This is a genomic window from Rhizobacter sp. J219 (genome assembly GCF_024700055.1).
GTDB lineage: Bacteria > Pseudomonadota > Gammaproteobacteria > Burkholderiales > Burkholderiaceae_C > Rhizobacter.
This window is the reverse complement of the sequence record NZ_JAJOND010000001.1, coordinates 411,447-437,537: the sequence shown is the minus strand read 5'-3', so window position 1 is coordinate 437,537 and position 26,091 is coordinate 411,447. Positions and strand designations below refer to the sequence as shown.

The window sequence follows — 26,091 nt, the reverse complement described above, 5'->3', positions numbered from 1 at the left end:
GGCAGCCCTTCCTCCTTCTGGACTCACCCGACCTGACAACATGCGCACTCCCCGACTCCCTTTCATTCGCGGCCTCGTGCCGAGCACGCTGTGCGCCCTGGCGCTGGCCGCCTGCGGTGGCGGTGGTGGCGACGCGCCGCCCAGCCCCGCACCCGGCGGCACACCCACCGTCGTGCCGCTGGCCGGCAGCGCCACCCAGAGCGGCTGCATCGACGGCTCCGCCGCCTCGGCGCGCTTCGGCGACCTGCAAGGCATCGCCATCGACGACGCCGGCAACATCTACGTGGCCGACCGCGGCTGCAACGCGCTGCGGCGCATCGATGCCAACGGCACCGTGAGCACCTTCGCCGGTGTGATGGGCCAGGCAGGCGACGTGCCCGGAGCGCAGACCATTTCGCGCTTCACCCGGCCGCATGGCCTGGCCATCGATGCCAACGGTTCGCTCGTGATGAGCGATGCCGGCACGCACCGCGTGCTGCGCATCGCGACCGATGGCAGCGTGACCCGCCTGCTCGGCACCGGGCGTGCAGGCCCCCTTCCCCTGGGCGGCAATGTCTCCTCGCTCACCGGCGCCCTCAACGTGCCCGAGGCCCTGGCCATCCGCGCGGGGGAAGTGCTGTTCGTCGACGCCGGCAACCGGGCCCTGCGCCGCTTCGAGCCGGACACGCGCCGACTCATCACGCACGGCAGCGTCGGGCAGACCGACGCCGTGTTCCTGAGCCCGATCGCCGGCACGCGCGTGTTCACCAATGGGCATGCCGTGTCGTCCGAGCGTGACGATTCGAACGGCAACAGCGTGGCCGGCCAGTTCGCCGCCGGCGACGTGGCCACGCCCGGCGCCATCGACGGCACCGGCGACGCGGTGCGGTTCACCACGCCCTCGGGCCTGGCCTCCGACCGGCAGCAGCGCGGCGCGTTCTACGTGGCCGACGCGACGAGCATCCGCGAGTTCGACGAGCGCAGCAACGTGCGCACGCTGCTGCGCGGCATCGACGCCATCGCCGGCGCACCCCGTGCGCTGGCGACCACGGCCGACGGGCAGACCTTCTTCTTCACGACCGCCACGGCGGTGGTGCGGGTGGCCCGACCATGAGCCGCCTCGTGCCCATCTTCCTGACGACTCACGCACCGGCCTGGCTCGTGTGCCTCGCGCTCGCGGCCTGCGGCGGCTCGGGCGGCGGCGACGCCCCGCCTGCTCCCACAGCATCACCCCAGGCGCCCGGCGAGCCCACGTTGCTCTCCGGTCACCCGAGCCAGCTGGGCTGCGTCGACGGTCCCGCCGCCAGGGCGCGCCTCAGCTCGCCCCAGGGCCTGGCACTCGACGCCAACGGCGACCTGCTGGTGGCCGACCCCGGCTGCTCGGCGATCCGCCGCGTGGCGCGAGACGGCACGGTGAGCACCTTCGCCGGCCGCCTCGGCATCGCTGGCGACCAGCAAGGCCCGCGCGAGCAGGTGCGCCTGCGCGCGCCCTTCGGCCTGGCGATCGAGCCGGGCACCGGCAACGTCTTCGTGACCGACAACGAAGCCCATCGCCTGCTGCGCATCCAGGCCAGCGACGGCGCGGTCGTGTCCTTGATGGGCACCGGCGCCGCGGGCGCCACCACGGTGGGTGCGATTCCGGCTGGGCAACCCGGCGCGGGCACCGACCCCTACGGCCTGCCGCGCCGCCGCCAGGACCGTGCGGCCCTCGACCACCCCACCTTCATCGCGCCGATGGCCGCTGCGTCGCCCGAGGGCGAGTCGCTGATCGAGTTCGTCGACGCCGGCAACCAGCTCACGCAACAGGTGCGGCGCGAACCCTCGAGCACGCCCGTCATCGTGAGCAGCCGCGACAACTGCCAGGGCCTGCTCACCGCCACGACCAGCACCGCGCCGCTGATCTGCTCGCGCAGCACGACCATCGGCGCCAGCCTGCGCGACGGCCAGCCCACGATCACCCTCGCCGGGCGACAGAACTTCCGTGCCGACACCGATGGCATCGGCGACCAGGCGCGCTTCCTCGGCAGCACCGGGCTGGCCCAGGCCACGGGCACGCGCCTGTGGGTGGCCGACCGCGAGCTGCTGCGCGAGCTCGACATCGGCAGCGGCGAAGTCCGCACCGTGCTGCGCGGGCTGGACCGCGTCGGCACGCCACGCCAGATCGTGCTCTCGGCCGATGGCCGCACGCTGTTCTTCACCACCCCGACCGGCATCGGCCGGGTGCTGCTGCCCTGAGCGCAGCGGCCCGTCATCCCCTCCTTCACCACCCCCCTCCACCCATGACACCGCGCCACCTTGCCCTCACCTGCATCACCCTTCTGCTGGCCGCCTGTGGCGGTGACCCAGGCTACGGGCCCGCGGACTCACCCCCCGCGCCACCGCCGCCCCCCGAAGTGACGCTGCTCGCCGGCTCGACGACCGACGTCGGCTGCGTCGACGGCCCCGCCACCATCGCCCGCTTCGGCTCGACCGACGGCATCGCCATCGACCGCGATGGCAGCGTGCTCGTGGCCGACGGCGTCTGCCATGCCGTGCGCCGTGTGGCCGCCGACGGCAGCGTCACCACGGCCGTGGGCCGCCTGAATGAAGCCGGCGACGTGCAAGGCTCGCGCAACGACGCCCGCCTCATCACACCGGGAGGCCTCGCCATAGAGCCCACCAGCGGGCAGCTCTTCATCGCCGACCGCGGCGCGCACCGCGTGCTCAGCGTGGCGCCCGACACCGGGGTGGGCAACTCCGGCAGCGTCACCTCGATCATGGGCCGCGGCACCGCCGGCGACACCACCGTCGGCGCGCCCCCGGGCGGCGGCAACGACGCCCTGGGCCTGCCCCTGCGGCCCCGCGACGACGCGGCACTCGACCGCCCCACCCTGCTCGCGGCCATGATGCCCGGCGCCACCGAGCTGCTGATGGCGGAATTCGGCAACCAGACGCTGCAGACCATCGCCACCACCACCACCAGCCAGCGCCCCGTGGACGTGCTCGACCGCGTGCTCTGCGCCGGCATCTCGCGCATCAACGGCGGCCCCGGCCACGCCTGCAGCAGCAACAGCGTCATCCTCGTGGGCGACGGCACGCCGGGCAACCGGCGCGTGCTGGCCGGTGTGCCCGGCGAGGTCGGCCACGTCGACGGCATCGGCGACGCCGCCCGCTTCACCGGCCCCACCGCGATGGTGATGGACAGCCCGGAAACCTTGCTCGTGGCCGACCAGCGCAGCCTGCGCCGGGTGCGCCTGGCCAACGGCGAGGTGAGCACGGCGGTGGCGCAGGTCGGTCAGTTCGGCCGAATCGGGCACATCGCACTCGCCGCCGACGGCAGGACGGTCTTCTTCACCACCGCGCGTGGCGTGGGTCGCGTGGTGCTGCCCTGACATGAACCGCAAGGCCCCCGCCGTGCTGGACGCGCTGGCCCAGGACTACGCCAGCGGCCTGCTCACCGCGCGCGCACGACGCCGCTTCGAGCGCCTGCTGCGCGAGCAGCCGGTGGCCGCCCTTGCCCTGGCCGCCTGGCAGGCCCGCCTGGCGCAGATGAACAACAGCCTGCCCCGCCTGACTGTCTCGCCCTGGCTGCGCGAGCGGCTGGAGCGGCGACTGTTCGGCGCGCCGCTTCCATTGCCCGACACGAGCACTGCCGCCAGCACACCCCCCGCTGCGCCGCCGCATCGAGCACGCTGGCGTGCGTGGCTCGCCGGCCCCTGGTGGCGCCCGGCCACCGGCATGGCCCTGGGCGGCGCCCTCGCGGTGACGGTGATGCTGCTGCAGCCTGCACTCGCCGGCCTGGAGCCGGCGCGCGACAGCCTGCCGGCTTCCTATGTCGGCGTGCTCGCCGATGCGCAGGGCCAGGGCGGGCTCATCGTGAGCTCGCGCCGCCACGGCCGCGTGGTCCACCTCAAGCTGCTGCGGCCACTCTCGGCACTGCCACCGCAGCGCCTGGCACGCCTGTGGGCCTACCCGGCCGACGGGGCCGCGCCGTTTCTCGTGGGCATCCTGCCCGCCGCAGGCAAGGCCGAGCTGCAGCTCGGTGCCACCTCGGAGCAGCTCTTCGCGCAGGTGACGCGCCTGGCCGTGCACGCCGACGCGCCGGGTGCGGCGGCGCCGGGCGCGCTGCTGCTGAGCGGACCGTGCGCCAAGCTGTGGTGATGCTGCGTCTTTGACGCGCGCCCTGCGTATGTGTGGGCCTGATCCCCACCACTCGAAAGGCACACCATGACGCTCCAGGCAGACTACATCATCGTCGGCGGCGGCTCCGCCGGCTGCGTGCTCGCGGCACGCCTGACCGAAGACCCCGAGGTCCAGGTCATCCTGCTCGAATCGGGTGGCGATGGGCGCGGCGCCCTCATCGAGACACCCCTCGCGCTCGTGGCCATGCTGCCCACGCGCATCAACAACTGGGCCTTCAGCACCGAGCCGCAGCCGGGCCTGAACGGGCGGCGGGGCTACCAGCCGCGGGGCCGCACGCTCGGGGGCTCGTCGGCCATCAACGCGATGGTCTACATGCGCGGCCACCGCAGCGACTACGACCGCTGGGCCGACCTCGGCAACGAAGGCTGGTCGTACGACGAGGTGCTGCCCTACTTCCGCCGCGCCGAGCACAACGAGCGGCTCGACAACGGCTACCACGGCCAGGGCGGCCCGCTCAACGTGGCCGACTCGCGCACCGACAACCCGTTCCACCAGGTGTTTCGCCAGGCCGCACGCCAGGCCGGCTACCCGCTCAACGACGATTTCAACGGCGCCGAGCAGGAGGGGCTGGGTTCCTTCCAGCTGACGCAGAAGAACGGCGAGCGCTGGAGTGCCGCACGGGCCTACCTGCACCCGGCGCTGGGCCGCCCGAACCTGACGGTGATCACGGGCGCGCATGCGCAACGCATCGTGTTCTCGGACAAGCGCGCACGCGGCGTGGAGTTCACCCGCGGCCAAGGCAGCAGCACGACGTATGCACAGGCCGCACGCGAGGTGATCGTGTGCGCCGGCACCTTCCAGTCGCCGCAACTGCTGATGGTCTCGGGTGTGGGCGATACGGCGGCGCTGGCCGCCCGGGGCGTCGACCTCGTGCACCATCTGCCCGGCGTGGGCCAGAACCTGCAGGACCACCTCGACTTCATCTTCGGCTTCCGCGTGCCCACGCTCGACCTGATGGGCCTGTCACCGGGTGGTGCGCTGCGCGCCGTGAGCGAGTTCGGCCGCTACCGCCGCGAGCGCCGGGGCCTGCTCACGAGCAACTTCGCCGAATGCGGTGGCTTCCTGAAGCTCTCGCCCAGATCGAGCGCACCCGACGTGCAGCTCACCTTCGTGACCGCCATCGTCGAAGACCATGCGCGCAAGATCCACGCGCGCCACGGGCTGTCGTGCCATGTGTGCCTGCTGCGCCCGAAAAGCCGCGGCAGCGTGGGCCTCAACGGCCCGACGATGGACACGCCGCCGCGCATCGACCCGCGCTTCTTCGCCGAAGCAGACGACCTCGACCGCATGGTCGAAGGCTTCAAGCTCACGCGCCGGCTGTTCGAGACGCCGGCCTTCGCCTCGCGCATCACACGCGATCTCTTCACCCGCCACGTGAAGACCGATGAGCAGATCCGCGAGGTGCTGCGCCAGCGCAGCGACACCATGTACCACCCGGTGGGCACCTGCAAGATGGGTGTCGATGCGATGGCGGTGGTCGACCCCGAGCTGCGCGTGCGCGGCGTGAAGGGCCTGCGCGTGGTCGATGCCTCGGTCATGCCCAACATCGTGGGCGGCAACACCAGCGCACCGACGATCATGATCGCCGAGAAGGCGGCCGACCTGATCCGCGCCAGCTACCGGCTGACGCGCCGGCTCGAGATCCCGCTGCCCAAGGTGCGCGCAGTGCCGGCCTGACCGCCGCTCACGCGGCCTCGCCCCAGCGCTCGGCGGGGCGGGCCGCGTACGCCGTCAGGGCCTCCAGCAAGACGCGCACCTTGTTCGACAGGTGGCGCGACGCCGGGTACAGCGCCGAAATGGGGTAGCCGGCGACCGGGTGGTCGGCGAGCACGCGCCGCAGCAGCCCCTGCGCCAGCGCCGCGCGAGCGGAAAACGGCGGCACCACGGCGAGTCCCACGCCATCGACCGCCATCCCCAGCAGCGTGGGAAAGCTGTTGACCTGCAGGCGAGGTGGAGCCCCTTCCGGCGCATGCGCTCCACTCTCGAAGCGCCACGCACCGTGCGGTACCTGCGCGTGGTGCAGGCAGGTGTGGCCGGCCAGCTCTGCCGGGCTGACGGGTTCGCCGTGCAGTGCCAGGTAGGCCGGGCTCGCCACCACCCACCCGGCGACGGAGGCGAGCGGCCTCACCTGCAGGCTTGCATTCGTGACCGGCCCGCCGCGCACGGCCAGGTCGATGCCGTTGCCGAGCAGGTCGATCCGGTCCTCGTCGAGCAGCACGTCGACGTCGAGCCTCGGGTGCAAACGCATCAGCCGTGCCACCACCGGCACCACCAGCGGCTGGCCGAGCGAGTGGGGGGCGGTGATCCGGATCAGGCCGCTCAGCTCCTGGGCCTTGCCGGCGGCGTCGTCACAGGCCGCTTCCAGCTGGCGCAGCAGGTCGTGGCAACGCTCGAAGAAGGCCTCGCCCGCTTCGGTGAGCGCCAGGCCGCGCGTGCTGCGGCTGAGCAGGTGCAATTGCAGCTGCTCTTCGAGGGCCGCGATGCGCCGGCTCGCCACCGATTTCGAGACCCCGAGGTGCTGTGCGGCCAGGGTGTAGCTGCCGCGCCGCGCCACCTCGATGAAGGTCTGCAGGTTGTCGATGTCGGGAATCATGCGGGGCTCTCCACCGGCTGGCCCCAGGTTTCGAAGGGGCGGGCCGCATAGGCGGCGAGCGTGTCCAGCAGCAGGCGCAGGCGGCGCGTCGGGTGGCGTGCGACGGGGAACACCGCCCACAGCGGCACCTCGGCCAGCAAGACATCGGGCAACACACGCTGCAGCCGCCCATCGGCCAGGCAGCGCGCCAGCTGCACCTCGGGCGCCACGCACACGCCCACCCCGTCCACCGCCATGTCGACCAGGCTCTCGAACCCGTTGATGCGCATGCGCTGCCGGGGCGCGGGCAGCGGCTCCGCGCCGGGGTCGCCGGCCCGCCAGAACTGGGCCAGCCCCACTTCGGCGTGCTCGAGCAGGGTGTGGTCCGCCAGGTCCTGCGGCGAGGCCGGCACGCCGCACCGTGCGAGGTAGCCGGGGCTGGCAGCCATCACGGCAGGCACGAGGGCTAGGCGGCGCGCCACTAGCGAAGAATCGTCGAGCGGCCCACCGCGGATGGCGAGGTCGACGTTTTGCGCGGCCAGGTCCACACGCTGGTCATCCAGCACCAGCTCGAAGCGCAGATTCGGGTGCAGGCGCATGAGGTGCGAGACCACCGGCTGCACCAGCAATTGTTCGAGCGACGAGGGCGCGGTGAAGCGCAGCAGCCCGGCCAGCGCGAGGCCATCGCCGCCGGCCTCGAGGCAGGCATCGTCGAGCTCGTGCAGCAAGGTGGTGGCGCGTTCGTGGAATGCGGCGCCGGCTTCCGTGGGGGCGGCGCCGCGGGTGCTGCGCGTCACGAGGTGGGTGCCGAGACTCGGCTTCGAGCCGCGTCACGCGGCGGTTGATGACCGTGGGCGTGGTGCGCAGTTGCGCCGCTGCGGCCGTGAAGCCGCCACGGTTGACGACTTCCACAAACGCCCGCAGGTCATCGAGATCTCGCAGCATCGCCTACCCACTCCCTTGGGGGCGATTGTTGCTCAGGCTCTCGGCCGCGAGGCGAGAACCCTTGTCGATCAGGGCAGCCTGAAGCGGGCCACCTCGGCTGCGAGATCCGTCGCCTGATCCTTGAGCGACGAGGCCGCCGCCGCCGTCTGCTCCACGAGCGCGGCGTTCTGCTGGGTCATGCGGTCGAGGTCCTGCACTGCGACACCGACCTGCGTCACGCCGGCACTTTCTTCCTTGGCCGCGGTGGAGATCTCGCGCAGCAGGTCGCTCATGCGGCGTGCATTTCCGAGCAGCTCGTCCATCGTGGCGCCGGCGCCCCGCACAACGCGCGTGCCGGAATCGACACGCTCCACGCTGGCGGAGATCAGGGTCTTGATCTCCTTCGCCGCCTGCGCGCTGCGCTGGGCAAGGCTGCGCACCTCGCTCGCCACCACGGCGAAGCCACGGCCTTGCTCACCGGCACGAGCGGCTTCCACTGCGGCATTCAGCGCAAGGATATTGGTCTGGAAGGCGATGCCATCGATCACGCCGATGATGTCGCTGATCTTGCTCGACGAGGCGTGGATCTCCTGCATGGTGCTCACCACCTGCCCGATCACTTCGCCGCCGCGCTGCGCGACGCCCGAGTTCATGATTGCAGCGGCGGCCGCCTCATGGGCGTTTTCGGCAGTGTGCTTGATGGTCGACGAGATCTGCTCCATCGAAGCCGCACTTTCTTCAAGGTTCGAGGCTGTCTGCTCCGTACGCGACGACAGGTCCATCGCCGCGGAGGCGATCTCGCCGCTGGCCTGCACCAGCTGGTCCGAGGAGCCGCGCACGCGCGAGACGATGGCGCGCAGCGATTGCTGCATCTCCGCCAGCGTGACCATGAGGTGGGCCTGCTCGTCGCGACCCCAGGGTTTCGGGTGCGTCGTCAGGTCACCAGCCGTCATCGCTTCGAGATGCTTCTGCACTTCGCGCAGGCCGCCCTGGGTGACGAGGAAAAAGCAGTAGAAGAGGTAGAGCCCGCACAAGAGCGCCGCGGCGACGATTGCGGTCGTCACGTCGCGCACGGTGGCCATGCCGGCCACGCGCTTGGCGATCAGGCGGTCGAGGTCGTCGAGCAGCCGGGTCGAAAACTCGACCTGCGAATCGATCACCTTGGAGGCAGCCAGCGCGAACGCGGCCTTGTCACCCTTGACCGCATCGCCGAGGAACGACGCACGAGACAGCTCGATGAACGCACGCAGGTCCTTCATCGGCGCCTCGGCCTTCAGCGTGGCAACGAGTTCGGCGGTGGCACCGGTGCTCTTGGCCAGGCCGATCCTGGTCTGCTCTTCATGGAATTCGACCAGCGGCACACGATCGGCCAGCGTGCGCATCGCTCCCGGCGTGGCGCCCGACTCCAGCATCGGCCCGCCGGCGGCCTGCACGCGGGCGACGAGCTTCGATGAGCTGCGGCACCCGGGTGGTCGACAGGTCCATCAGGTAGTAGGTGTCGAGGTCGGGGTCGAGGATGAGGTTGGAGCCGTCGGTGGCCTGGCCAAGCACGTCGAGCACGGCGGTCACGAATTGGGTGTGGGTGGCGAAGGCTGCCTCGTCGGATTTGCCGGCACTGGCAACCACCGCCTTGTGCGCCTCGACCAGCTTGGCGTAGAGCGGCGTCGTGCCCAGCTCAGCGCCCAGGCGCTGCTCGATCGCGGCCACCTGCTTGAGCTGAGCCTCGAGCTTGCTGGCGATCTCTGCGGCGCCCGGCGTGCCCGCGGCCGCGCGCTGCTGCACGCCCAGCTTGAGCGCCGGCATCAGCTCGCGGATGTACTCGATGCCCAGACGCTCCTTGGCCGAGAACCCGATCGACGCCGCCTTGTCGTTGTAGAAGCTCCAGCCGAGCGCCACGATGGGCACGAGGAACATCACCGACACCATCGCCGCCTTGGCCTTGAACTGCATGCGTCGGAACAGGCGCACGCCAGGGGCCCAGGCTCCGTGAAAGCGAAAGAATCCGTCCCCGTGTTCCTGCACACCCGACTTTGTGCTCATGGCGTTCCCCGATGCTGCGGCCGCTGCCGACTGACTCCGCCTTCGTGGCGGCTCAGGACGGGTTTCGGCGAGCCCGGCGGGAAACTTGAGCGTGAGACCCGCTCAGGTGTGGCGTAGTGCCCGTTGGGGCGACCCTCAGGCCTGTCCGGGAATGGGTCCGGGCTCCACACGCACATCGCCGCACTGGGCGCGGTGGCGCAGCGCGTGGTCCATCAGCACCAGGGCCAGCAGCGCCTCGGCGATGGGCGTGGCGCGGATGCCCACGCAGGGGTCGTGGCGGCCGAAGGTCTCGACCGTGGCCGGCTGGCCTTGCAGGTCGATCGACTGGCGCGGCGAGCGGATCGAGTTTCGTGGGCTTGATGGCGATGGAGACGGTGATGTCCTGGCCGGTGGAGATGCCGCCGAGCACGCCGCCGGCGTTGTTGCTGCGGAAACCCTCGGGCGAGAGCTCGTCGCCGTGCTCCGTGCCACGCTGGGCGACGCTGGCGAAGCCGGCGCCGATCTCGACGCCCTTCACGGCGTTCAGGCCCATCATCGCGTGGGCGATGTCGGCATCGAGCCGGTCGTACAGCGGCTCGCCCAAACCTGCGGGCACGCCGCGGGCCACGACGTCGATGCGCGCGCCGCAGCTGTCTCCAGCCTTGCGCAGCTCGTCCATGTAGTCCTCCAGGCGCTGGATGTCGGAGGCGTTGGCGGCGAAGAATGGGTTGTTCGGAATGTGGTCGAGCGACTCGAACGGGATCGCGATCTCGCCCAGCTGCGTCATGTGGCCGACGAAGGTGGTGCCGAATTTCTGGTGCAGCCACTTGCGGGCCACCGCACCGGCCGCGACGGTGGGCGCCGTGAGGCGCGCCGAAGAGCGGCCACCGCCGCGCGGGTCGCGGATGCCGTACTTGTGCCAGTAGGTGTAGTCGGCATGGCCCGGGCGAAAGGTCTGCAGGATGTTCCCGTAGTCCTTGCTGCGCTGGTCGGTGTTGCGGATCAAGAGGCAGATCGGCGTGCCGGTGGTCTTGCCCTCGTAGACGCCGGAGAGGATCTCGACCGCGTCGGCCTCGTTGCGCTGCGTCACGTGGCGCGAGGTGCCGGGGCGGCGGCGGTCGAGCTCGGGCTGGATGTCGGCTTCCGACAGCGCCATGCCCGGCGGGCAGCCGTCGATCACGCAGCCAATGGCCGGGCCGTGGGATTCACCGAAGTTGGTGACGCGAAAAAGTGTGCCGAAGGTGCTGCCGCTCATGGGCAGCGATTATCCCGCTTGTGCGGCCGTCTCAGAGCCGGGCCTGGGGCTGGGCGTCTTCGGCCGCCGGCCAGTCGCGGATGTAGGCCTTGAGCATGCGGTTCTCGAAGTCCTGGCTGTCGACCACGGCCTTGGCAACGTCGTAGAAGGAGATCACGCCCATCAGGGTGCGCTGGCTGACCACCGGCATGTAGCGCGCGTGGCGCTCGAGCATCATGCGGCGCACTTCGTCGATCTCGGTCTCGGGGGTGCAGGTGAGCGGGTGGTCGTCCATCACACCACGCACGGTGCTGTTGCCCACCGAGCCGCCATTGCCCACGATGGCCAGGATCACCTCACGGAAGGTGAGCATGCCCACGAGATCGCCGTGGTCCATCACCACCAGCGAGCCGATGTCGAATTCGGCCATGGTCCTGGCCGCGTCGCCCAGAGGTTGGTCGGGCGAAACCGTGTACAGGGTGCCGCCCTTGACACGCAGGATGTCCGAGACTTTCATGGGTATCTCCCGTGGCAGGTGTCGGGCCAATATAGCCCACAATGCCTCGACGCAACACCCCTGCGCCCTAGACACATCCCCTCGCATCAACTACGGGGAGACCCCATGCCTGGACCCTCAGACCCCGGCTTCGACACCCTCTCGCTGCATGCCGGCTCCGCCCCAGACCCGGCCACCGGCGCGCGCGCGCTGCCCATCTACCTGAGCACGAGCTTCGTCTTCGAGAGCAGCGACCACGCGGCCGCGCTCTTCAACATGGAGCGCTCGGGGCATGTGTACAGCCGCATCTCCAACCCGACCACCGCGGTCTTCGAGGAGCGCGTGGCCGCACTCGAAGGCGGTGTGGGCGCCATCGCCACCGCCAGCGGCCAGGCCGCGCTGCACCTGGCGATTGCCACGCTCGCGGGCGCGGGCTCACACATCGTGTCGAGCAGTGCGCTCTACGGCGGCTCGCACAACCTCCTTCACTACACGCTGGCGCGCTTCGGCATCGAGACGAGCTTCGTCAAACCCAGCGACCTCGACGGCTGGCGCGCGGCGATCCGGCCGAACACGAAACTGCTGTTCGGCGAAACGCTCGGCAACCCCGGCCTCGATGTGCTCGACATCGAGAGCGTGAGCGACATCGCGCACGAGCGTGGCCTGCCGCTGCTGGTGGACTCCACCCTCACCTCGCCTTACCTCATCAAGCCCTTCGACCACGGGGCCGACCTGCTCTACCACTCGGCCACCAAGTTCCTGAGCGGACACGGCACGGTGGTAGGTGGCGTGCTGGTGGACAGCGGTCGCTTCGACTGGGGTGCATCCGGCAAATTCCCGGAGCTCGCCGCGCCGTATGCGGGCTTCCACAACATGGTCTTTGCCGAGGAGAGCACCGTCGGCGCCTTCCTGCTGCGCGCCCGCCGCGAGGGCCTGCGGGACTTCGGCGCCTGCATGAGCCCGCACACGGCCTGGCTGATCCTGCAGGGGATCGAGACGCTCTCGCTGCGCATGGAACGGCATGTGTCGAATGCGCGCAAGGTGGTGACGTTTCTCGCCGCCCATCCAATGGTGGCCCGCGTGGGCTACCCCGAGCTGCCCGACCACCCCGACCATGCGCTCGCGAAGAAACTGCTGCCGCGCGGTTGCGGATCGGTGTTCAGCTTCGACCTCAAGGGCAACCGCGCGCAGGGCAAGGCATTCATCGAAGCATTGAAGGTGTTCTCGCACCTGGCCAACGTGGGCGACTGCCGCTCGCTGGTGATCCACCCCGCCTCCACCACGCACTTCCGCATGGACGACGCGGCGCTCGCGCAGGCGGGCATCACGCAGGGCACGATCCGTCTGTCGATCGGGCTGGAAGACGCGGACGACCTGATCGACGATCTTTCCCGCGCCCTGAAGGCGGCGCAGAAGGCGGGCGCATGAAGCTCACCGTGCAGAGCCGCGAGGCATTTGCGTACACGGGCGGCAAGCCGTTCGACCCGAAGCTGCCGGTGGTCGTGTTCATCCACGGCGCGATGCACGACCACAGCGTGTGGGGCTTGCAGTCGCGCTCGCTCGCGCACCACGGCTTCGCCGTGCTGGCGGTCGACCTTCCCGGCCACGGCCGCAGCGCGGGGCCCGCCCCCGCCAGCGTGGAAGCCGCCGCGCAGTGGCATGTCGACCTGCTCGATGCGGCCGGCGTCGGGCGAGCGGCGCTGGTCGGCCACAGCATGGGCTCGCTGATCGCGCTCGAAGCGGCCGCGCGGCTGGGCACGCGGGCAAGCCATCTGGTGCTCGTGGGCACGGCGTTTCCGATGAAGGTGTCGCCGGCGCTCATCGCCACGGCGGAAGAAACCCCGCTGAAGGCCATCGACATGGTCAACGCGTTTTCGCATTCCACACTGGCCGCCAAGCCTTCGGCGCCGGCCCCCGGCTTCTGGCTGCACGGCGCCAACCGCGCGTTGATGCGGCGCCTGCAGGCCGGCTACGCAGCGCAAGGCCACGGCAACCTTTTCCACCAGGACTTCCTCGCCTGCGACCGCTACGCGCGGGGGCTCGACGCGGCAGCGCAGGTGCAATGCCCGGCGCGAATGATCCTCGGCGCTGCCGACCAGATGACGCCGCCGCGAGCCGCCGAGGCTCTGGCATCGGTGCTGCGGTGCCACAACGTGATCCTGCCCGCCGGACATTCCCTGATGGGAGAAGCCCCCGATGGGGTGTTGAATGGCATCAGTTCGTTCTTCAGCCGTACACCATGAACACCGCCATCGTGGACCCGAAGTCGCTCAAGAGCTTCGACGAGTTCTACCCCTTCTACCTGAGCGAGCACAGCAACCGCACCTGCCGCCGGCTCCACTTCGCGGGCTCCACGCTCGCCCTCGCCTGCCTCGCCGCGGCCATTTCGCTCGCGGCGCCCGCGTTGATCCTGCTTGGAGTCTTGTGCGGCTACGGCTTCGCCTGGTTGGGCCACTTCGGCTTCGAGAAGAACAAGCCTGCCTCGTTCAAGCGCCCGCTGTGGAGCTTCATGGGCGACTGGGTGATGTACAAGGACATCTGGCTAGGCCGCATTCCGCTCTGATGCCAGGGCCGTTCAGGCCTGGATCACGTCCTTCAGCTTGAGATCCGAAAAGCGCGCGTGCTCCCAGAAGGCCCGCACCGCGGGCGCCGGGTCGAGCAGCACCTGCTCGAGCAGCGGCTTCGCGGGCGTCGTCTCCGGGTCGCACAACAGCACGTAGCGCGCGCTGCCGGCTTCGTCGAGCCGGCCCACCCAGTCGATCGCGACCAGTGTGTCGAGCAAGGGCTCGATCTGCAGAGGATCGGTGCGCAGGCTCGCAGACAGCTGCGCCGCGCTTAGGCCATGCGAACTGAGCTTGCGGGCACGGGTCAGCTCCTGAAGCATGCCCACGGCGAGCAGGAAGCGAAAGCCCGGCACCGACGGCCGCCGCACCACCCGCATCTGCAGGCTCGGCGCGTAGGCCGCGATCACCGCGCCGAGCAGCACGATCACCCACGCGAGGTAGATCCAGATCAGCAGGATGGGCACGGTGGCAAATGCGCCGTACACCGTGCGGTAGGTGGGCACGCTCGCGAGATACAGGGCCAGACCGCGCTTCGCCAGCTCGAAGGCCGCGGCGACAAAGACGCCACCGGCCAGCGCGTGCCGCCATTGCACGTGGGTGTTGGGCACGTAGTGGAAGAGGCTCGCCATGCCACCGGCCAGGAGCGCGAACTGCAAGGTGTTGAGCACCACGGTGACGACACCCGGCACGTCGCTCACCAGGCCCTTGCTCGCCGAGATGAAGTACGAGGTGATGGACAGGCTGACCCCGAGCGCCAGCGGCCCGAGCGTGACAGCGGCCCAATAGACGAGCACGCGCTGCGCCACCGGGCGCGACTTGCGCACGCGCCAGATCGCGTTGAGCGTGCGGTCGATCGTGAGCATCAGCGCGAGCGCCGTGAGCACCAGCACGATCAAGCCGAAGGTGCCCAGGCGGTTGGCCTGGCCCGCGAACTGCGTCAGCGCGCCCAGCACCGGGCGGGCGATGGTGTCGGGCACCAGCGCCTGCAAGAAGTACTTCTGCAACGACACCTGGAACTGCCCGAAGATCGGAAAGGCGGTGAAGATCGCCAGCATCACCGTCACCAGGGGCACCAGCGAGATCAGCGTGGTGAACGTAAGGCTGCCGGCGGTCAGGCCCAGGCGGTCTTCGCGAAAGCGCTGGCGCAGAGTGCGCAGGGTGTCGAGCCAAGGCCAGTGCTGAAGCGTCTCGAGCAGCTCGCTCACGCGGGCTCGCAAGCTTTGCTTGAAGACGGTCGGGACATTCATTTGCGGCATCATAGCCAGCGATGACCTCTGCCATGCCCTCTACAACACCCTCCACTGCTGCGCCGGCCGAACCGGCCGCGCCCGCGACGATCCCGCCCTTCGTTGCCCGCACCCGCGCGCTGGCGCTCGCCAGCCTGATCGCGCTCTTCGTCCTGTGCCTTGCCTGGGAGCTGTGGCTGGCCCCCGTCGGCCGCGGCACGCTCGCGATCAAGGCTCTGCCCCTGCTCATTCCGATCCCCGGGCTGTGGCGCAACCGCATGTACACCTATCGCTGGGTCAGCCTGATGGTGTGGCTCTACTTCACCGAAGGCGTGGTGCGCGCGACCAGTGATCGTGGCCTGAGCGCCTGGCTTGCCGGCGCCGAGGTGCTGCTGTGCCTGGCGCTGTTCACGGCGTGTGCGATGCATGTGCGCTGGCGTTTGCGCAGTGCGAAGGAGACCCAGGCATGAGCGCCGTACTCGTCAATGCCTTGCGCACCGCCGTCGGTGCGGCCAACGTGATGGTCGATGGCGACCTCTCGGCCTACGAGCTCGACTGGCGCCGCCGCTACCGCGGCAAGGCCCTCGCGGTCGTGCGACCGGCCAACACCACCGAAGTGGCGGCCGTGGTGAAGCTCTGCGCACGCCACGGTGTGGGCCTCGTACCGCAAGGCGGCAATACCGGGCTCGTGGGCGGCTCGGTGCCGGACGACAGCGGCACCCAGGTGCTGCTCACACTGCAGCGGATGAACAAGGTGCGCGCGATCGACGAGGCCAACCTCACCATGACGGTCGAAGCCGGCTGCATCCTGCAGGCGGCGCAGCAGGCCGCCGCTGCGCGCAATCTTCTCTTCCCCTTGAGCCTGGCCGCCGAAGGCAGCTGCACCATCGGCGGCAACCTCGCCACCAATGCCGGCGGCACGCAGGTGCTGCGCTATGGCAACGCGCGCGAGCTGTGCCTCGGGCTCGAAGTGGTCAACGCCGAAGGCGAGCTGTGGGAGGGTCTCGTCGGCCTGCGCAAGGACAACACAGGCTACGACCTGCGCGACCTCTTCATCGGCAGCGAAGGCACGCTCGGCATCATCACCGCCGCCACGCTCAAGCTCTACCCGCAGCCGGCGGCGCGCACCACGGCGCTGGCCTCGCTCGACACGCTGCAGAACGCGGTCGCGCTGCTGCAGATGGCGCAAGCCCGCTTGGGCGCCGGTCTCACCGGCTTCGAGGTGATGAACCGCTTTTCGCTGTCGCTCGTGCGCAAGCATTTCCCGCAGCTGCGCCAGCCGCTGCCCGAAGCCGAGTGGACGGTGCTGCTGGAGCAGTCCGACACCGAAAGCGAAGCCCACGCCCGCACCCTCTTCGAAGGCCTGCTCGAATCGGCGATGGAGGCCGGCGTCATCACCGACGCAGCCGTCGCCGAAAGCCTGGAACAGTCACGCTCGATGTGGCACCTGCGCGAGTCGATCCCGCTCGCGCAACCCGAGGAAGGGCCAAACATCAAGCACGACATCTCGCTGCCCGTCTCCAGCATCCCCGAGTTCGTGGCAAAGACCGACGCCGCGCTGCAAGCCGCGCACCCCGGCACCCGCTCGGTCAACTTCGGCCACCTGGGCGACGGCAACCTGCACTACAACCTGCAGGCCCCGCTGGGGGTGGATGGGGCCGAATTCCTGCGGCTGCACGAACCCTCGGTCAACACCATCGTCTACGACGCGGTCACCGCCTACGGCGGCTCGATCTCGGCAGAGCACGGCGTGGGTGCGCTCAAGCGCGAGGAGCTGATGCACCGCAAGTCGCCGGTGGCGCTGCAGATGATGCGGGCCATCAAACGCGCCCTCGATCCACACGGGCTGATGAACCCCGGCCGGGTGCTCTGAGCGAGGACGTCAACGTGCGGCTTCTTCGCGCGCCGCTTCGTCCATCAACCAGGCGCAGAAGTCGCTGACCTCCGGCTTGTGGGCTGAGGTTTCCGACCGCAGCAGGTGATAGCCCATCGGCGACGCGACGCTCTGACTGAACGGTGTGACGAGCTTGCGTTCGCGCACCAGCTGGTCGACGAGTGGCAGGCGGCCGAGCGCGATGCCCTGCCCTCGCACGGCGGCGTTCATCATCTGGTCGTAGTCGGAGAAGTACAGCGCCGCGGCGGGTTTGACGTCGAGCTGCATCGCACGCATCCACATCGCCCAGTCGTAGAGCGGTGCATGGGTGGTGTTGTCGGTGTAGAGCAGCGTGTGATGACGCAGGTCTTCGGGCTTCTTGAGCGGCTTGCCCGGCTGACGGCGAAGGGACGGGCTGCACACCGGCGTCATCACTTCGCCGAAGAGCTTGGCCGCCTGCGGCCCGGCGGTGGTGCTTGCGCAGTAGCGGATGGCGATGTCCACGCCGTCACGCTCGAGCTTGACGAGGGTGAAGCTGGCCGAGATGCGCACGTCCACGCCAGGGTGGCGCGCGGTGAACGACGACAGGCGTGGAATCAGCCACAGCCCGGCAAAGCCCGGCGTGGTGGTCACGATCACCGTCTTCTGGCGGGAGATCTGCTGCAGCTGCTCGGTCGCGCCCTGCAGCTGGACCAGAACACCGCCCACGGTGCGCGCCAGCAGCTCACCTTGTTCGGTGAGGCGCAGCGCACGGTGCAGGCGCTGGAACAGCGACACACCCAGGCTGTCTTCGAGCGCCGCGATCTGGCGGCTGACGGCCGACTGCGTCAACGCGAGCTCGTCGGCGGCGCGGGTGAAGCTCAGGTGGCGGGCGGCCGCCTCGAAGGCTTCCAGCAGGTCGAGCGGGGGCAGCCGGTAACGTCGCATCAGGCACCTTGCATTCCAAATTCGCATGCAAAGGATGCCAAACCAACGTTTGTCATGCAAGCTTGGCAATCCGACACTGCATGCAAGCCCGCTGCCACCGCCTCGATCACATGACGGAACGGCATGCTGGCCCCACGAAGGAGTTCATCATGCAAGTCGCCATTTCGACCCCCATTACCCGCCTGCAACGGCGCCAGACCTTCCAACTGCGTGCCCGCCGTGGCGAGCGCATCGAATGCCAGAGCGGGGAGCTGTGGATCACGCAAGACGGCGACCCGCGCGACATCGTGCTGGGGCCGCGGGAATGTTTCACGCTTGACCGCGCGGGCACCGCAGTGGTGTCGGCCCTGAAGGATGCTGCGTTCGTTTACCGCCGCTCGGCCAGCCTGACCCGCAGCAACCCGAAGCCGGCCAACGCGGAAGCGCTGCCCTTGCGCGACTGCGCCGCTGCCTACTGAAGCTTGCCTTTGGCAGCCACCGGGATCGGCAGGGCCATGACCTCGATGCCTTCGTCCTGCAGGGCCTGGGCATCTTCGGCCGAGGCCTTGCCGCGGATGGCACGCTCTTCGGTCTCACCGTAGTGGATGCGCCGGGCCTCTTCGGCGAACTTGTCGCCGACGTCGACCGTCGTCGACATCACGTGCTGCACCGCCCGCATCCACAGGGACTGCAGCGTCATCGACTGGGTGGCCTCGCCGGAAGGCTCGGTGGCCACAGCGGGTGCCGACGGTTCGCGGGCCCCTGAAACATTGAGGCGCGGCGCCGACGGCAGCTTGGCGATCGAGGTGTCGCCGCACAGCGGGCACTCGATCAGCCCGCGGTCGTTTTGGGACTGATAGACGTCCTCGGAGACGAACCAGCCTTCGAAGGCGTGTTCGTGGGCGCAGCGGAGGTTCAAGACCTTCATGATGCCCACATTATGGGCGGGGGGATGGCGCCGGCGCAGGCCCCCAAGTCAAGGTCCAGCGGCCGGAGCGCCAATTCTGCAACCAGAGCAGGCCGATCAGGGTCTTGGCATCGGTCAGGTCACCGCGGGCGGCCTGAGCGTCCAGCTCGTCGACGGTGGCAGCCCCCACGTCGAGGAATTCGCCGGCATCCAGCGAACGTTCGCCCGCCTCCAGGCCGCGGGCGAACCACACCTCGATGCCCTCGTTGGAGTACGCGATGGCGTTGTGCAGAATGCCCGCCCTCGCCCACTCGCGGGCGGTGTAGCCGGTTTCCTCGGCCAGCTCGCGGATGGCGCACTGCAGCGGCGGCTCACCGGCATCGAGCTTGCCTGCCGGGAACTCGAGCATCACCCGGCCCATCGGGTACCGGTATTGGCGCTCGACCACCAGCCGCCCGTCGTCAAGCAGCGGCACGATCATCACAGCGCCCGGATGGACGATGTATTCGCGAGCGGCCACCTTGCCATCGGGCAGCCGCACCTCGTCACGGCGGACGTCGAGGAAGTGGCCGCGGTAAACCTGCTGCGAGCTGATCTGCTCTTCGGTCAGATGGCGGTCGCTCATGACGCGCCGTCAGGTCTTGAGCGCGAGCAGCACGGCGTTGGCGCAGACCATCATCAGCCCGCCCGGCAGCAGGCCGAAGACCAGCACGGCCGCGCCATTGAGCGACAGCAGCACGCGCACGTCTGCGGTGCTGGTGATCGGTGCCGTCTCGGCCGGTTCGTCGAAGTACATCACCTTGACGAGCCGCAGGTAGTAGAAGGCGCCAATCAGCGACAGCACGACCGCGATCACGGCCAGCCAGATGTAGAGCGAATCGTTGGTCGACACCAGCGACTGCAGCACGGCGAGCTTGGCGTAGAAACCCACCGTCGGCGGAATGCCGGCCAGCGAGAACATGAAGATCGCCATCACCGCGGCATACCAGGGGCTGCGCTTGGCCAGGCCCTTGAAGTCGTCGATCTCTTCGCTTTCGAAGCCGCGGCGCGACAGCAGCATGATGACGCCGAAGGTGCCGAGCGTGGTCAGCACATAGCTCACGAGGTAGAAGAGCGCCGACGAGTAGCCGTTCGCGGCCGAGAAGGTGTTGTTCGACACGACGGTCGGCGTGAAGCCGAGCAGCATGAAGCCGATCTGACCGATGGTCGAATAGGCCAGCATGCGCTTGAGGTTGCTCTGCGCGATGGCGGCCAGATTGCCGAGCACCAGCGAGGCGACCGCCAGGAACATCAGCATCTGCTGCCAGTCGTTGGCCACGCCCGACATGCCTTCGACCAGCAGGCGGAAGGTGATCGCGAAAGCCGCAAGCTTCGGCGCACCGGCGATCAGCAGCGTGACCGCGGTGGGCGCCCCCTGGTACACGTCGGGGATCCACATGTGGAAGGGCACGGCGCCGAGCTTGAACGCGAGGCCGGCGACGATGAACACCACGCCGAAGACGAGCACGGCCTTGTTGATCTGGCCGGTGGCGATGGCTTCGAAGACCTTGGGAATGTCGAGCGAGCCGGCGGCACCGTACATCATCGACAGGCCGTAGAGCAGGAAGCCGCTGGCAAGCGCGCCCAGCACGAAGTACTTCATGGCCGCTTCGGTGGAGTCCGCGTGGTCGCGGCGCAGCGCCGTCAGCGCATACAGCGACAGCGACATCAGCTCCAGGCCGAGGTAGACGATGAGGAAGTTGTTGGCCGAGAGCATCACCGAGATGCCCAGCAGCGCGAAAAGGCTCAGCGTGAAGAGTTCGCCCTTGAGGATCTCGCGGTGCTCGGCGTACGGCCGCGCATAGGCCAGCGCGATCATCGTGGAGACCGCCGCAAACACCCCCAGCAGGTGGCCGAGCGGGTCGGTCACGACCATGCGCTGCATGCCGTAGATGGTGAAGCCCCCGTCGAAGTACAGCCAATGCATCACAGCCACGACCGCGAGGGTGGCCTGGGTCAGCAGGTAGGTGGGCGTGCGGCGCGGGTGCTTGACCCAAAGGTCCACCATCGCCACCACGCAGGCCATGCCCAGGAGCACAAGCTCGGGGTAGACGGCCAGCCAGTTCATGTCGTTCATGTTCTTCAGCTCAGTTTGGCTTGCTCAATTGAGCTTGTCAGTTCAGCTTCGAGACAGCCACGTGCTTGAGCAGTTCTGTGACGCTCACATGCATGGTGTCGGTGAAGGGTTTCGGGTAGAGACCCATCCAGAGCACTGCCACTGCCAGCGAGGCCAGCATCAGGAATTCACGGGCGTTGATGTCCTTGAGCGCCCGCACGTCTTCGTTGGCCACCGGGCCAAAGTACACACGCTTGACCATCCACAGGTTGTAGGCCGCACCGAACACCAGCGCAGTCGCCGCCAGCGCCGCCAGCCAGAAGTTCACCTTCACCGTGCCGAGGATCACCATCCACTCGCCGACGAAGCCACCGGTGCCCGGAAGGCCGCAGTTGGCCATCGCGAAGAAGACCGCGAAGGCGGTGAACTTGGGCATGGTGTTGACCACGCCGCCGTAGCTTGCGATCTCACGCGAATGCACCCGGTCGTAGAGCACGCCGATGCACAGGAACATGGCGCCCGACACGAAGCCGTGCGAGATCATTTGCACCAGGCCACCTGATACACCGAAGCTCGTTGAAGAGGAAGAAGCCGAGCGTCACGAAGCCCATGTGGGCGATCGACGAATAGGCCACGAGCTTCTTCATGTCCTGCTGCACCAACGCCACGAGGCCGATGTAGATCACGGCGATCAATGACAGCGCGACGATGACCCAGGTCCACTTGTGCGACGCGTCGGGCGTGATCGGCAGCGAGAAACGCAGGAAACCGTAGGCACCGAGCTTCAGCATGATGGCGGCCAGCACCACCGAGCCGCCGGTGGGCGCCTCGACGTGGGCATCGGGCAGCCAGGTGTGCACCGGCCACATCGGCACCTTGACCGCAAACGCCGCAAAGAAGGCGAAGAAGAGCAGCGTCTGCTCCGTCATCGTGAGCGGCACGTTGTGCCAGGTCTGGATCTCGAAGCTGCTGCCCGACTTGAAGTACAGGAAGATCAGCGCGATCAGCATCAAGAGCGAGCCGGCCAGCGTGTAGAGGAAGAACTTGAACGCCGCGTACACCCGGCGTGGGCCACCCCACACGCCGATGATGATGTACATCGGGATGAGCGTGGCCTCAAAGAACACGTAGAACAGCAGGCCGTCGAGCGCCGAGAAGACGCCGATCATGATCCCCGAGAGGATCAGGAACGCACCCATGTACTGGTTCACCCGCTCGTCGATCACCTCCCACGCGGCGATGACCACGATGATGGTGATGAAGGCGGTGAGCAGCACGAACCACACCGAGATGCCGTCCAGGCCCAGGTGGTAGCGCACGCGGAAGCGGTCGATCCAGGCGATGTTCTCCTGGAACTGCATGGCCGCGGTGGTGTTGTCGAAGCCCGTGATCAACGGGATGGTGACGAGAAAGCTTGCGATGGCGGCAACGAGCGCCATCCAGCGCACGGCCTTGGCGTTTTCATCGCGGCCGAGTGCGAGCAGCACCACGCCCGCGACGATCGGCAGCCAGATGGCGAGACTGATCAAACCCATGTTCTTGTTCTCCGTGCCCGATCAGCGTCCCAGCGTCGCGCTGAGATAGGGCCACAACTGCCAGGTCATCAGCCCCAGCACCCCGAGGATCATGACCAGCGCATACCAGTACAGGCGGCCGGTCTGTACCTCGCGCACCAGCGAGGCGATGCCGCCCACGCCGCGCGCCGTGCCGTTGATCAGCACACCGTCGATCACCCCGGCATCACCGCCCTTCCACAATCCCGTGCCGAGCAGCCGAGCGCCGGCGGCCAGCACCTTCTCATTGAAGGCGTCGAAGTAGTACTTGTTCTCGAGCACGCGGTTGATGAAGCCGGTGCGGGCCTTGATGGCGGCCGGAATCTCCGGCTTGACCAAGTAGAAGACATAGGCCGTGACCACACCCCCCAGCGCGAGCCAGAAGGGCAGCGTCTGCAGACCGTGGAGCGCCATCGCCCAGGCGCCGTGGAAGGCGGCAGCCATCTCCTTCATCGCGTGGTGCTTGCTCGCGTCGACAAAGATCGAGTCCTTGAAGAACTCGCCGTAGAGCATGGGCTGGATCGTCAGGTAGCCGATGATCACTGACGGAATGGCCAGCAGCACGAGCGGCAGCCACACCACCCACGGCGACTCGTGCGGCGTGTGCGGCTCATGATGACCATGCTCGTCGTCGTGGTGATCGTGCTCCCCAGGGAACGGCTTGTGGTGGAAGTGCTCCTTGCCGTGGAAGACGAGGAAGTACATCCGGAACGAGTAGAACGCCGTCACGAACACGCCCGCCACCACTGCGAAGTACGCGAACTGCGCGCCCCACAGGTGGCTCTCGTGCACCGCCTCGATGATGCTGTCCTTCGAGTAAAAGCCCGAGAACAACGGCGTACCGATCAGCGCAAGCGAGCCCAGCAGCGAGGTGATCCAGGTGATGGGCATGTACTTGCGCAGGCCACCCATGTTGCGGATGTCCTGGTCGTGGTGCATGCCGATGATCACGGAACCCGCGGCGAGGAACAGCAGCGCCTTGAAGAAGGCGTGCGTCATCAGGTGAAAGACGGCGACCGAGTAGGCCGAGGCGCCGAGAGCCACCGTCATGTAGCCGAGCTGCGAGAGCGTGGAATACGCAACGACGCGCTTGATGTCGTTCTGGATGATGCCCAGGAAGCCCATGAAGAGCGCCGTGATGGCACCGATCACGAGGATGAAGCTCAAGGCCGTGTCAGAGAGCTCGAACAGCGGCGACATGCGCGCCACCATGAAGATGCCGGCCGTCACCATGGTCGCTGCGTGGATCAGCGCGGAAATCGGTGTCGGGCCTTCCATCGAGTCGGGCAGCCACACATGCAACGGGAACTGCGCGCTCTTGCCCATCGCACCGATGAAGAGGCAGATGCAGGTCACCGTGATCAGCATCCACTCGGTGCCCGGGAACGTGAGCTTGGCGAGGTCGCCGGTTTTGGCGAAGGTCTCGCTGTAGTTCAGCGTGCCGGCGTAGGCCACGATCAGGCCAATGCCGAGGATGAAGCCGAAGTCGCCGACCCGGTTGACCAGGAAGGCCTTCATGTTGGCGAAGATCGCCGTCGGCTTGGTGTACCAGAAACCGATCAGCAGGTACGACACCAGGCCCACCGCTTCCCAGCCGAAGAAGAGCTGAAGGAAGTTGTTGCTCATCACGAGCATCAACATCGAGAAGGTGAAGAGCGAGATGTACGAGAAAAAGCGCTGGTAGCCGGCGTCTTCTTCCATGTAGCCGATGGTGTAGATGTGCACCATCAGCGACACGAAGGTCACCACCACCATCATCATGGCGGAGAGGCCGTCGATCAGGAAGCCGACCTCCATCTTCAGGCCGCCCAGCACCATCCATTCGTAGACGGTGGCGTTGAAGCGGGCGCCGTCGATCACGTCCTTCAGCACGAAGGCCGAGATGATGAACGACACCAGCACGCCGAGGATGGTGACGATGTGGCTGCCGCGGCGGCCGATGGCCTTGCCGAAGAAGCCGGCGAGGATGGCGCCGGCCAGCGGTGCGAGCGGAACGGCGAGCAGCAGGTTCGGGTTGAGTGCGGTCGTCATGCCATCAACCCTTCAGCGAGTCGAGTTCGTCGACGTTGATGTTGGAGCGGTTGCGGAACAGCACCACCAGGATCGCGAGGCCGATCGCCGACTCGGCAGCCGCCACCGTGAGGATGAAGAACACGAACACCTGCCCGGCCATGTCGCCCAGGTAGTGCGAGAAGGCCACGAAATTGAGGTTGACCGCGAGCAGCATCAGCTCGATGGCCATCAGCAGCACGATCAGGTTCTTGCGGTTGAGGAAGATTCCGATCACCGACAGCGCAAACAGGATCGCGCCCAGCGTCAGATAGTGCCCGAGTGCAACCGGGCCGGCGAAGAGGCTTGTCATTTGGTCGTTCCTGCAGGCGGTGCGGGCGGCGTGGGCGGGGCCGGGGGCGGCTCGACCACGGGTTGCATCTTCACGATGCGCAGGCGGTCGGCCTTCTTCACCCTGACCTGTTGCGAGGCGTCGATGGCCTTGCTGTCCTTGCGCTGGCGCAGGGTCAGCGCGATCGCCGCGATGATGGCCACCAGCAGCACCAGGGCCGCAATCTGCAGAGGGTAGAGGTATTGGGTGTAGATCTCGATGCCGAGCAACTTGGTGTTGCCCATCGCGATCGACTTCGCATCGGCAGGCGGCGCGTTGACGACGTCGAAACCCGGGATCAGCACCAGCGCCATCTCGAGCACGATCACCACGCCGACGATGGCCGCCACCGGGAAGTGCTTCCAGAAGCCGACCCGCAAGGCATCGACGTTGATGTCGAGCATCATCACCACGAAGAGGAACAGCACCATCACCGCCCCCACGTAGACGAGCACGAGCGAGATGGCGAGGAACTCGGCGCGCAGCAGCAGCCACACGCAGGAGGCCGAGAAGAAGGCCAGCACGAGGAAGAGCGCCGAGTGCACGGCACTGCGGGCTGTGATCACGCGAAACGCGGCGATCAGCAGCACGGCAGAGAAGACGTAGAAGAGCGCGGTGGATGTATCCATGTGGTTCTTGTGACGGTCACGCTGATGACGGGGCCCCTTCGCGGCCCGCCGGGTCAGCGATAGCGCGCGTCAGCCTCCTTGTTGGCCGCGATTTCCTTCTCGTAGCGGTCGCCCACGGCCAGCAGCATGTCCTTGGTGAAGTACAGGTCGCCGCGCTTTTCGCCGTGGTATTCGAAGATGTGGGTCTCGACGATCGAGTCGACCGGGCAGCTCTCTTCGCAGAAGCCGCAAAAGATGCATTTGGTCAGGTCGATGTCGTAGCGCGTGGTGCGGCGCGAGCCGTCGTCACGCACGTCGGACTCGATCGTGATGGCCAGCGCCGGGCACACGGCCTCGCACAGCTTGCAGGCGATGCAGCGCTCTTCGCCGTTGTCGTAGCGGCGCAATGCGTGCAGGCCGCGGAAACGGGGCGACAGCGGCGTCTTCTCTTCCGGGAACTGCACGGTGATCGTGCGCGACAGGAAGTGGCGGCCGGTCAGGGCCATGCCCTTGAAGGATTCGGTGAGCAGGAAGCTCGAAAACAGGTTCTTGACGGATGCAACAGCGCTCATG

At 68.1% G+C, this 26,091-nt stretch carries 25 protein-coding genes and 3 pseudogenes; 11 read left to right on the top strand and 17 right to left on the bottom strand.

Annotated features, from left to right (window positions below):
- Positions 1-40: 40 nt before the first annotated feature.
- From LRS03_RS02020 to LRS03_RS02000, 5 genes are all read left to right on the top strand, one after another.
- Positions 41-1,093: an NHL repeat-containing protein gene (locus LRS03_RS02020; protein ID WP_257823621.1), complete on the top strand. Its 1,053-nt coding sequence runs from the start codon at positions 41-43 to the stop codon at positions 1,091-1,093.
- Complete coding sequence (locus LRS03_RS02015) at positions 1,090-2,214, top strand: NHL domain-containing protein (protein WP_257823620.1); 1,125 nt, start codon at positions 1,090-1,092, stop codon at positions 2,212-2,214. The genes LRS03_RS02020 and LRS03_RS02015 overlap by 4 nt, the downstream gene beginning before the upstream one ends.
- Positions 2,215-2,258: 44 nt before the next feature.
- Positions 2,259-3,350 (top strand): hypothetical protein, encoded by a 1,092-nt coding sequence (locus tag LRS03_RS02010; RefSeq protein WP_257823619.1) that lies wholly within the window; start codon positions 2,259-2,261, stop codon positions 3,348-3,350.
- Between the two features lies 1 nt (position 3,351).
- Positions 3,352-4,119 carry an anti-sigma factor domain-containing protein gene (locus tag LRS03_RS02005; RefSeq protein ID WP_257823618.1) on the top strand — a complete coding sequence of 256 codons (768 nt, stop codon included), beginning with the start codon at positions 3,352-3,354 and terminating at the stop codon, positions 4,117-4,119.
- A 66-nt stretch (positions 4,120-4,185) separates the two neighbouring features.
- Positions 4,186-5,838 carry a GMC family oxidoreductase gene (locus LRS03_RS02000; protein ID WP_257823617.1) on the top strand — a complete coding sequence of 551 codons (1,653 nt, stop codon included), beginning with the start codon at positions 4,186-4,188 and terminating at the stop codon, positions 5,836-5,838.
- A 7-nt stretch (positions 5,839-5,845) separates the two neighbouring features.
- Here LRS03_RS02000 and LRS03_RS01995 read toward each other — a convergent pair whose 3' ends face one another.
- From LRS03_RS01995 to LRS03_RS01970, 7 genes and pseudogenes are all read right to left on the bottom strand, one after another.
- Positions 5,846-6,754 (bottom strand): LysR family transcriptional regulator, encoded by a 909-nt coding sequence (locus LRS03_RS01995; protein WP_257823616.1) that lies wholly within the window; start codon positions 6,752-6,754, stop codon positions 5,846-5,848.
- Entirely contained in the window at positions 6,751-7,530 is a 780-nt protein-coding gene (locus LRS03_RS01990) for a substrate binding domain-containing protein (protein ID WP_257823615.1), read from the bottom strand. The genes LRS03_RS01995 and LRS03_RS01990 overlap by 4 nt, the downstream gene beginning before the upstream one ends.
- A gap of 28 nt (positions 7,531-7,558) precedes the next feature.
- Positions 7,559-7,678, bottom strand: a pseudogene (locus tag LRS03_RS26715) (helix-turn-helix domain-containing protein); the annotation flags it as partial.
- A 68-nt stretch (positions 7,679-7,746) separates the two neighbouring features.
- Positions 7,747-9,090 carry a methyl-accepting chemotaxis protein gene (locus LRS03_RS01985; RefSeq protein WP_257823614.1) on the bottom strand — a complete coding sequence of 448 codons (1,344 nt, stop codon included), beginning with the start codon at positions 9,088-9,090 and terminating at the stop codon, positions 7,747-7,749.
- Positions 8,996-9,697 carry a hypothetical protein gene (locus tag LRS03_RS01980; protein WP_257823613.1) on the bottom strand — a complete coding sequence of 234 codons (702 nt, stop codon included), beginning with the start codon at positions 9,695-9,697 and terminating at the stop codon, positions 8,996-8,998. The genes LRS03_RS01985 and LRS03_RS01980 overlap by 95 nt, the downstream gene beginning before the upstream one ends.
- A 135-nt stretch (positions 9,698-9,832) precedes the next feature.
- Positions 9,833-10,931 (bottom strand): annotated as a pseudogene (gene aroC, locus LRS03_RS01975) (chorismate synthase).
- 31 nt (positions 10,932-10,962) lie between these two features.
- Positions 10,963-11,427, bottom strand: a complete 465-nt coding sequence (locus LRS03_RS01970) for a CBS domain-containing protein (RefSeq protein ID WP_257823612.1) — start codon at positions 11,425-11,427, stop codon at positions 10,963-10,965.
- 105 nt (positions 11,428-11,532) lie between these two features.
- Here LRS03_RS01970 and LRS03_RS01965 point away from each other — a divergent pair, with 105 nt between their 5' ends.
- The 3 genes from LRS03_RS01965 to LRS03_RS01955 are packed head-to-tail and all read left to right on the top strand — an operon-like array spanning position 11,533 to position 13,969.
- A complete protein-coding gene (locus LRS03_RS01965; protein WP_257823611.1) occupies positions 11,533-12,834 on the top strand; it encodes an O-acetylhomoserine aminocarboxypropyltransferase in 1,302 nt (433 codons plus the stop codon).
- Positions 12,831-13,649 carry an alpha/beta fold hydrolase gene (locus LRS03_RS01960; RefSeq protein WP_257823610.1) on the top strand — a complete coding sequence of 273 codons (819 nt, stop codon included), beginning with the start codon at positions 12,831-12,833 and terminating at the stop codon, positions 13,647-13,649. Before LRS03_RS01965 ends, LRS03_RS01960 begins: the two co-directional genes overlap by 4 nt.
- The gene (locus LRS03_RS01955; RefSeq protein ID WP_257823609.1) at positions 13,646-13,969 is read left to right on the top strand and encodes an Mpo1-like protein; all 324 of its coding nucleotides are present in this window, start codon (positions 13,646-13,648) and stop codon (positions 13,967-13,969) included. The genes LRS03_RS01960 and LRS03_RS01955 overlap by 4 nt, the downstream gene beginning before the upstream one ends.
- 12 nt (positions 13,970-13,981) lie before the next feature.
- Here LRS03_RS01955 and LRS03_RS01950 read toward each other — a convergent pair whose 3' ends face one another.
- Entirely contained in the window at positions 13,982-15,217 is a 1,236-nt protein-coding gene (locus LRS03_RS01950; protein WP_374684974.1) for a YihY family inner membrane protein, read from the bottom strand.
- Between the two features lie 20 nt (positions 15,218-15,237).
- On the opposite strand from LRS03_RS01950, the gene LRS03_RS01945 reads away from it, so the two are divergent.
- Together LRS03_RS01945 and LRS03_RS01940 are read left to right on the top strand one after the other, a co-directional pair.
- The gene (locus tag LRS03_RS01945) at positions 15,238-15,666 is read left to right on the top strand and encodes a DUF2069 domain-containing protein (RefSeq protein ID WP_257823608.1); all 429 of its coding nucleotides are present in this window, start codon (positions 15,238-15,240) and stop codon (positions 15,664-15,666) included.
- Positions 15,663-17,069 (top strand): FAD-binding oxidoreductase, encoded by a 1,407-nt coding sequence (locus tag LRS03_RS01940; protein ID WP_257823607.1) that lies wholly within the window; start codon positions 15,663-15,665, stop codon positions 17,067-17,069. Before LRS03_RS01945 ends, LRS03_RS01940 begins: the two co-directional genes overlap by 4 nt.
- A 9-nt stretch (positions 17,070-17,078) precedes the next feature.
- On the opposite strand, the gene gcvA is transcribed toward LRS03_RS01940, so the two are convergent.
- Complete coding sequence (gene gcvA, locus LRS03_RS01935) at positions 17,079-17,996, bottom strand: transcriptional regulator GcvA (RefSeq protein WP_257823606.1); 918 nt, start codon at positions 17,994-17,996, stop codon at positions 17,079-17,081.
- A gap of 149 nt (positions 17,997-18,145) precedes the next feature.
- Here gcvA and LRS03_RS01930 point away from each other — a divergent pair, with 149 nt between their 5' ends.
- Complete coding sequence (locus LRS03_RS01930) at positions 18,146-18,454, top strand: DUF2917 domain-containing protein (protein ID WP_257823605.1); 309 nt, start codon at positions 18,146-18,148, stop codon at positions 18,452-18,454.
- On the opposite strand, the gene LRS03_RS01925 is transcribed toward LRS03_RS01930, so the two are convergent.
- The 8 genes and pseudogenes from LRS03_RS01925 to nuoI all read right to left on the bottom strand — a co-directional run bounded on the left by LRS03_RS01925 (position 18,448) and on the right by nuoI (position 26,090).
- Positions 18,448-18,903 (bottom strand): DUF1178 family protein, encoded by a 456-nt coding sequence (locus LRS03_RS01925; protein WP_257823604.1) that lies wholly within the window; start codon positions 18,901-18,903, stop codon positions 18,448-18,450. The genes LRS03_RS01930 and LRS03_RS01925 overlap by 7 nt on opposite strands.
- A 10-nt stretch (positions 18,904-18,913) precedes the next feature.
- A complete protein-coding gene (locus LRS03_RS01920; RefSeq protein ID WP_257823603.1) occupies positions 18,914-19,507 on the bottom strand; it encodes an NUDIX domain-containing protein in 594 nt (197 codons plus the stop codon).
- 9 nt (positions 19,508-19,516) lie between these two features.
- Positions 19,517-20,998 carry an NADH-quinone oxidoreductase subunit NuoN gene (nuoN, locus tag LRS03_RS01915; RefSeq protein WP_257823602.1) on the bottom strand — a complete coding sequence of 494 codons (1,482 nt, stop codon included), beginning with the start codon at positions 20,996-20,998 and terminating at the stop codon, positions 19,517-19,519.
- Positions 20,999-21,035: 37 nt separating this feature from the next.
- A pseudogene (locus LRS03_RS01910) lies at positions 21,036-22,512 on the bottom strand (NADH-quinone oxidoreductase subunit M).
- 21 nt (positions 22,513-22,533) lie between these two features.
- Positions 22,534-24,561, bottom strand: coding sequence for an NADH-quinone oxidoreductase subunit L (nuoL, locus tag LRS03_RS01905; protein ID WP_257823601.1), 2,028 nt, complete (start codon positions 24,559-24,561; stop codon positions 22,534-22,536).
- A gap of 4 nt (positions 24,562-24,565) precedes the next feature.
- Positions 24,566-24,892 (bottom strand): NADH-quinone oxidoreductase subunit NuoK, encoded by a 327-nt coding sequence (gene nuoK, locus LRS03_RS01900; RefSeq protein WP_257823600.1) that lies wholly within the window; start codon positions 24,890-24,892, stop codon positions 24,566-24,568.
- Positions 24,889-25,539, bottom strand: coding sequence for an NADH-quinone oxidoreductase subunit J (locus tag LRS03_RS01895; RefSeq protein ID WP_257823599.1), 651 nt, complete (start codon positions 25,537-25,539; stop codon positions 24,889-24,891). The genes nuoK and LRS03_RS01895 overlap by 4 nt, the downstream gene beginning before the upstream one ends.
- 53 nt (positions 25,540-25,592) lie before the next feature.
- Positions 25,593-26,090 (bottom strand): NADH-quinone oxidoreductase subunit NuoI, encoded by a 498-nt coding sequence (nuoI, locus tag LRS03_RS01890; RefSeq protein ID WP_257823598.1) that lies wholly within the window; start codon positions 26,088-26,090, stop codon positions 25,593-25,595.
- Position 26,091 lies beyond the last annotated feature (1 nt).

Bases quoted from the DNA above. Each gene is read 5' to 3' on its own strand.
- gcvA (WP_257823606.1), bottom strand. From the start codon at position 17,996: ATGCGACGTTACCGGCTGCCCCCGCTCGACCTGCTGGAAGCCTTCGAG.
- LRS03_RS01940 (WP_257823607.1), top strand. From the start codon at position 15,663: ATGAGCGCCGTACTCGTCAATGCCTTGCGCACCGCCGTCGGTGCGGCC.
- LRS03_RS01960 (WP_257823610.1), top strand. From the start codon at position 12,831: ATGAAGCTCACCGTGCAGAGCCGCGAGGCATTTGCGTACACGGGCGGC.
- LRS03_RS01965 (WP_257823611.1), top strand. From the start codon at position 11,533: ATGCCTGGACCCTCAGACCCCGGCTTCGACACCCTCTCGCTGCATGCC.
- LRS03_RS01925 (WP_257823604.1), bottom strand. From the start codon at position 18,903: ATGAAGGTCTTGAACCTCCGCTGCGCCCACGAACACGCCTTCGAAGGC.
- LRS03_RS01945 (WP_257823608.1), top strand. From the start codon at position 15,238: ATGACCTCTGCCATGCCCTCTACAACACCCTCCACTGCTGCGCCGGCC.
- LRS03_RS01920 (WP_257823603.1), bottom strand. From the start codon at position 19,507: ATGAGCGACCGCCATCTGACCGAAGAGCAGATCAGCTCGCAGCAGGTT.
- nuoI (WP_257823598.1), bottom strand. From the start codon at position 26,090: ATGAGCGCTGTTGCATCCGTCAAGAACCTGTTTTCGAGCTTCCTGCTC.
- LRS03_RS01895 (WP_257823599.1), bottom strand. From the start codon at position 25,539: ATGGATACATCCACCGCGCTCTTCTACGTCTTCTCTGCCGTGCTGCTG.
- nuoN (WP_257823602.1), bottom strand. From the start codon at position 20,998: ATGAACGACATGAACTGGCTGGCCGTCTACCCCGAGCTTGTGCTCCTG.
- LRS03_RS01995 (WP_257823616.1), bottom strand. From the start codon at position 6,754: ATGATTCCCGACATCGACAACCTGCAGACCTTCATCGAGGTGGCGCGG.
- LRS03_RS01980 (WP_257823613.1), bottom strand. From the start codon at position 9,697: ATGAGCACAAAGTCGGGTGTGCAGGAACACGGGGACGGATTCTTTCGC.
- LRS03_RS01970 (WP_257823612.1), bottom strand. From the start codon at position 11,427: ATGAAAGTCTCGGACATCCTGCGTGTCAAGGGCGGCACCCTGTACACG.
- LRS03_RS02015 (WP_257823620.1), top strand. From the start codon at position 1,090: ATGAGCCGCCTCGTGCCCATCTTCCTGACGACTCACGCACCGGCCTGG.
- nuoL (WP_257823601.1), bottom strand. From the start codon at position 24,561: ATGACGACCGCACTCAACCCGAACCTGCTGCTCGCCGTTCCGCTCGCA.
- LRS03_RS02010 (WP_257823619.1), top strand. From the start codon at position 2,259: ATGACACCGCGCCACCTTGCCCTCACCTGCATCACCCTTCTGCTGGCC.
- LRS03_RS01950 (WP_374684974.1), bottom strand. From the start codon at position 15,217: ATGAATGTCCCGACCGTCTTCAAGCAAAGCTTGCGAGCCCGCGTGAGC.
- LRS03_RS02005 (WP_257823618.1), top strand. From the start codon at position 3,352: ATGAACCGCAAGGCCCCCGCCGTGCTGGACGCGCTGGCCCAGGACTAC.
- LRS03_RS01930 (WP_257823605.1), top strand. From the start codon at position 18,146: ATGCAAGTCGCCATTTCGACCCCCATTACCCGCCTGCAACGGCGCCAG.
- LRS03_RS02020 (WP_257823621.1), top strand. From the start codon at position 41: ATGCGCACTCCCCGACTCCCTTTCATTCGCGGCCTCGTGCCGAGCACG.
- LRS03_RS02000 (WP_257823617.1), top strand. From the start codon at position 4,186: ATGACGCTCCAGGCAGACTACATCATCGTCGGCGGCGGCTCCGCCGGC.
- nuoK (WP_257823600.1), bottom strand. From the start codon at position 24,892: ATGACAAGCCTCTTCGCCGGCCCGGTTGCACTCGGGCACTATCTGACG.
- LRS03_RS01955 (WP_257823609.1), top strand. From the start codon at position 13,646: ATGAACACCGCCATCGTGGACCCGAAGTCGCTCAAGAGCTTCGACGAG.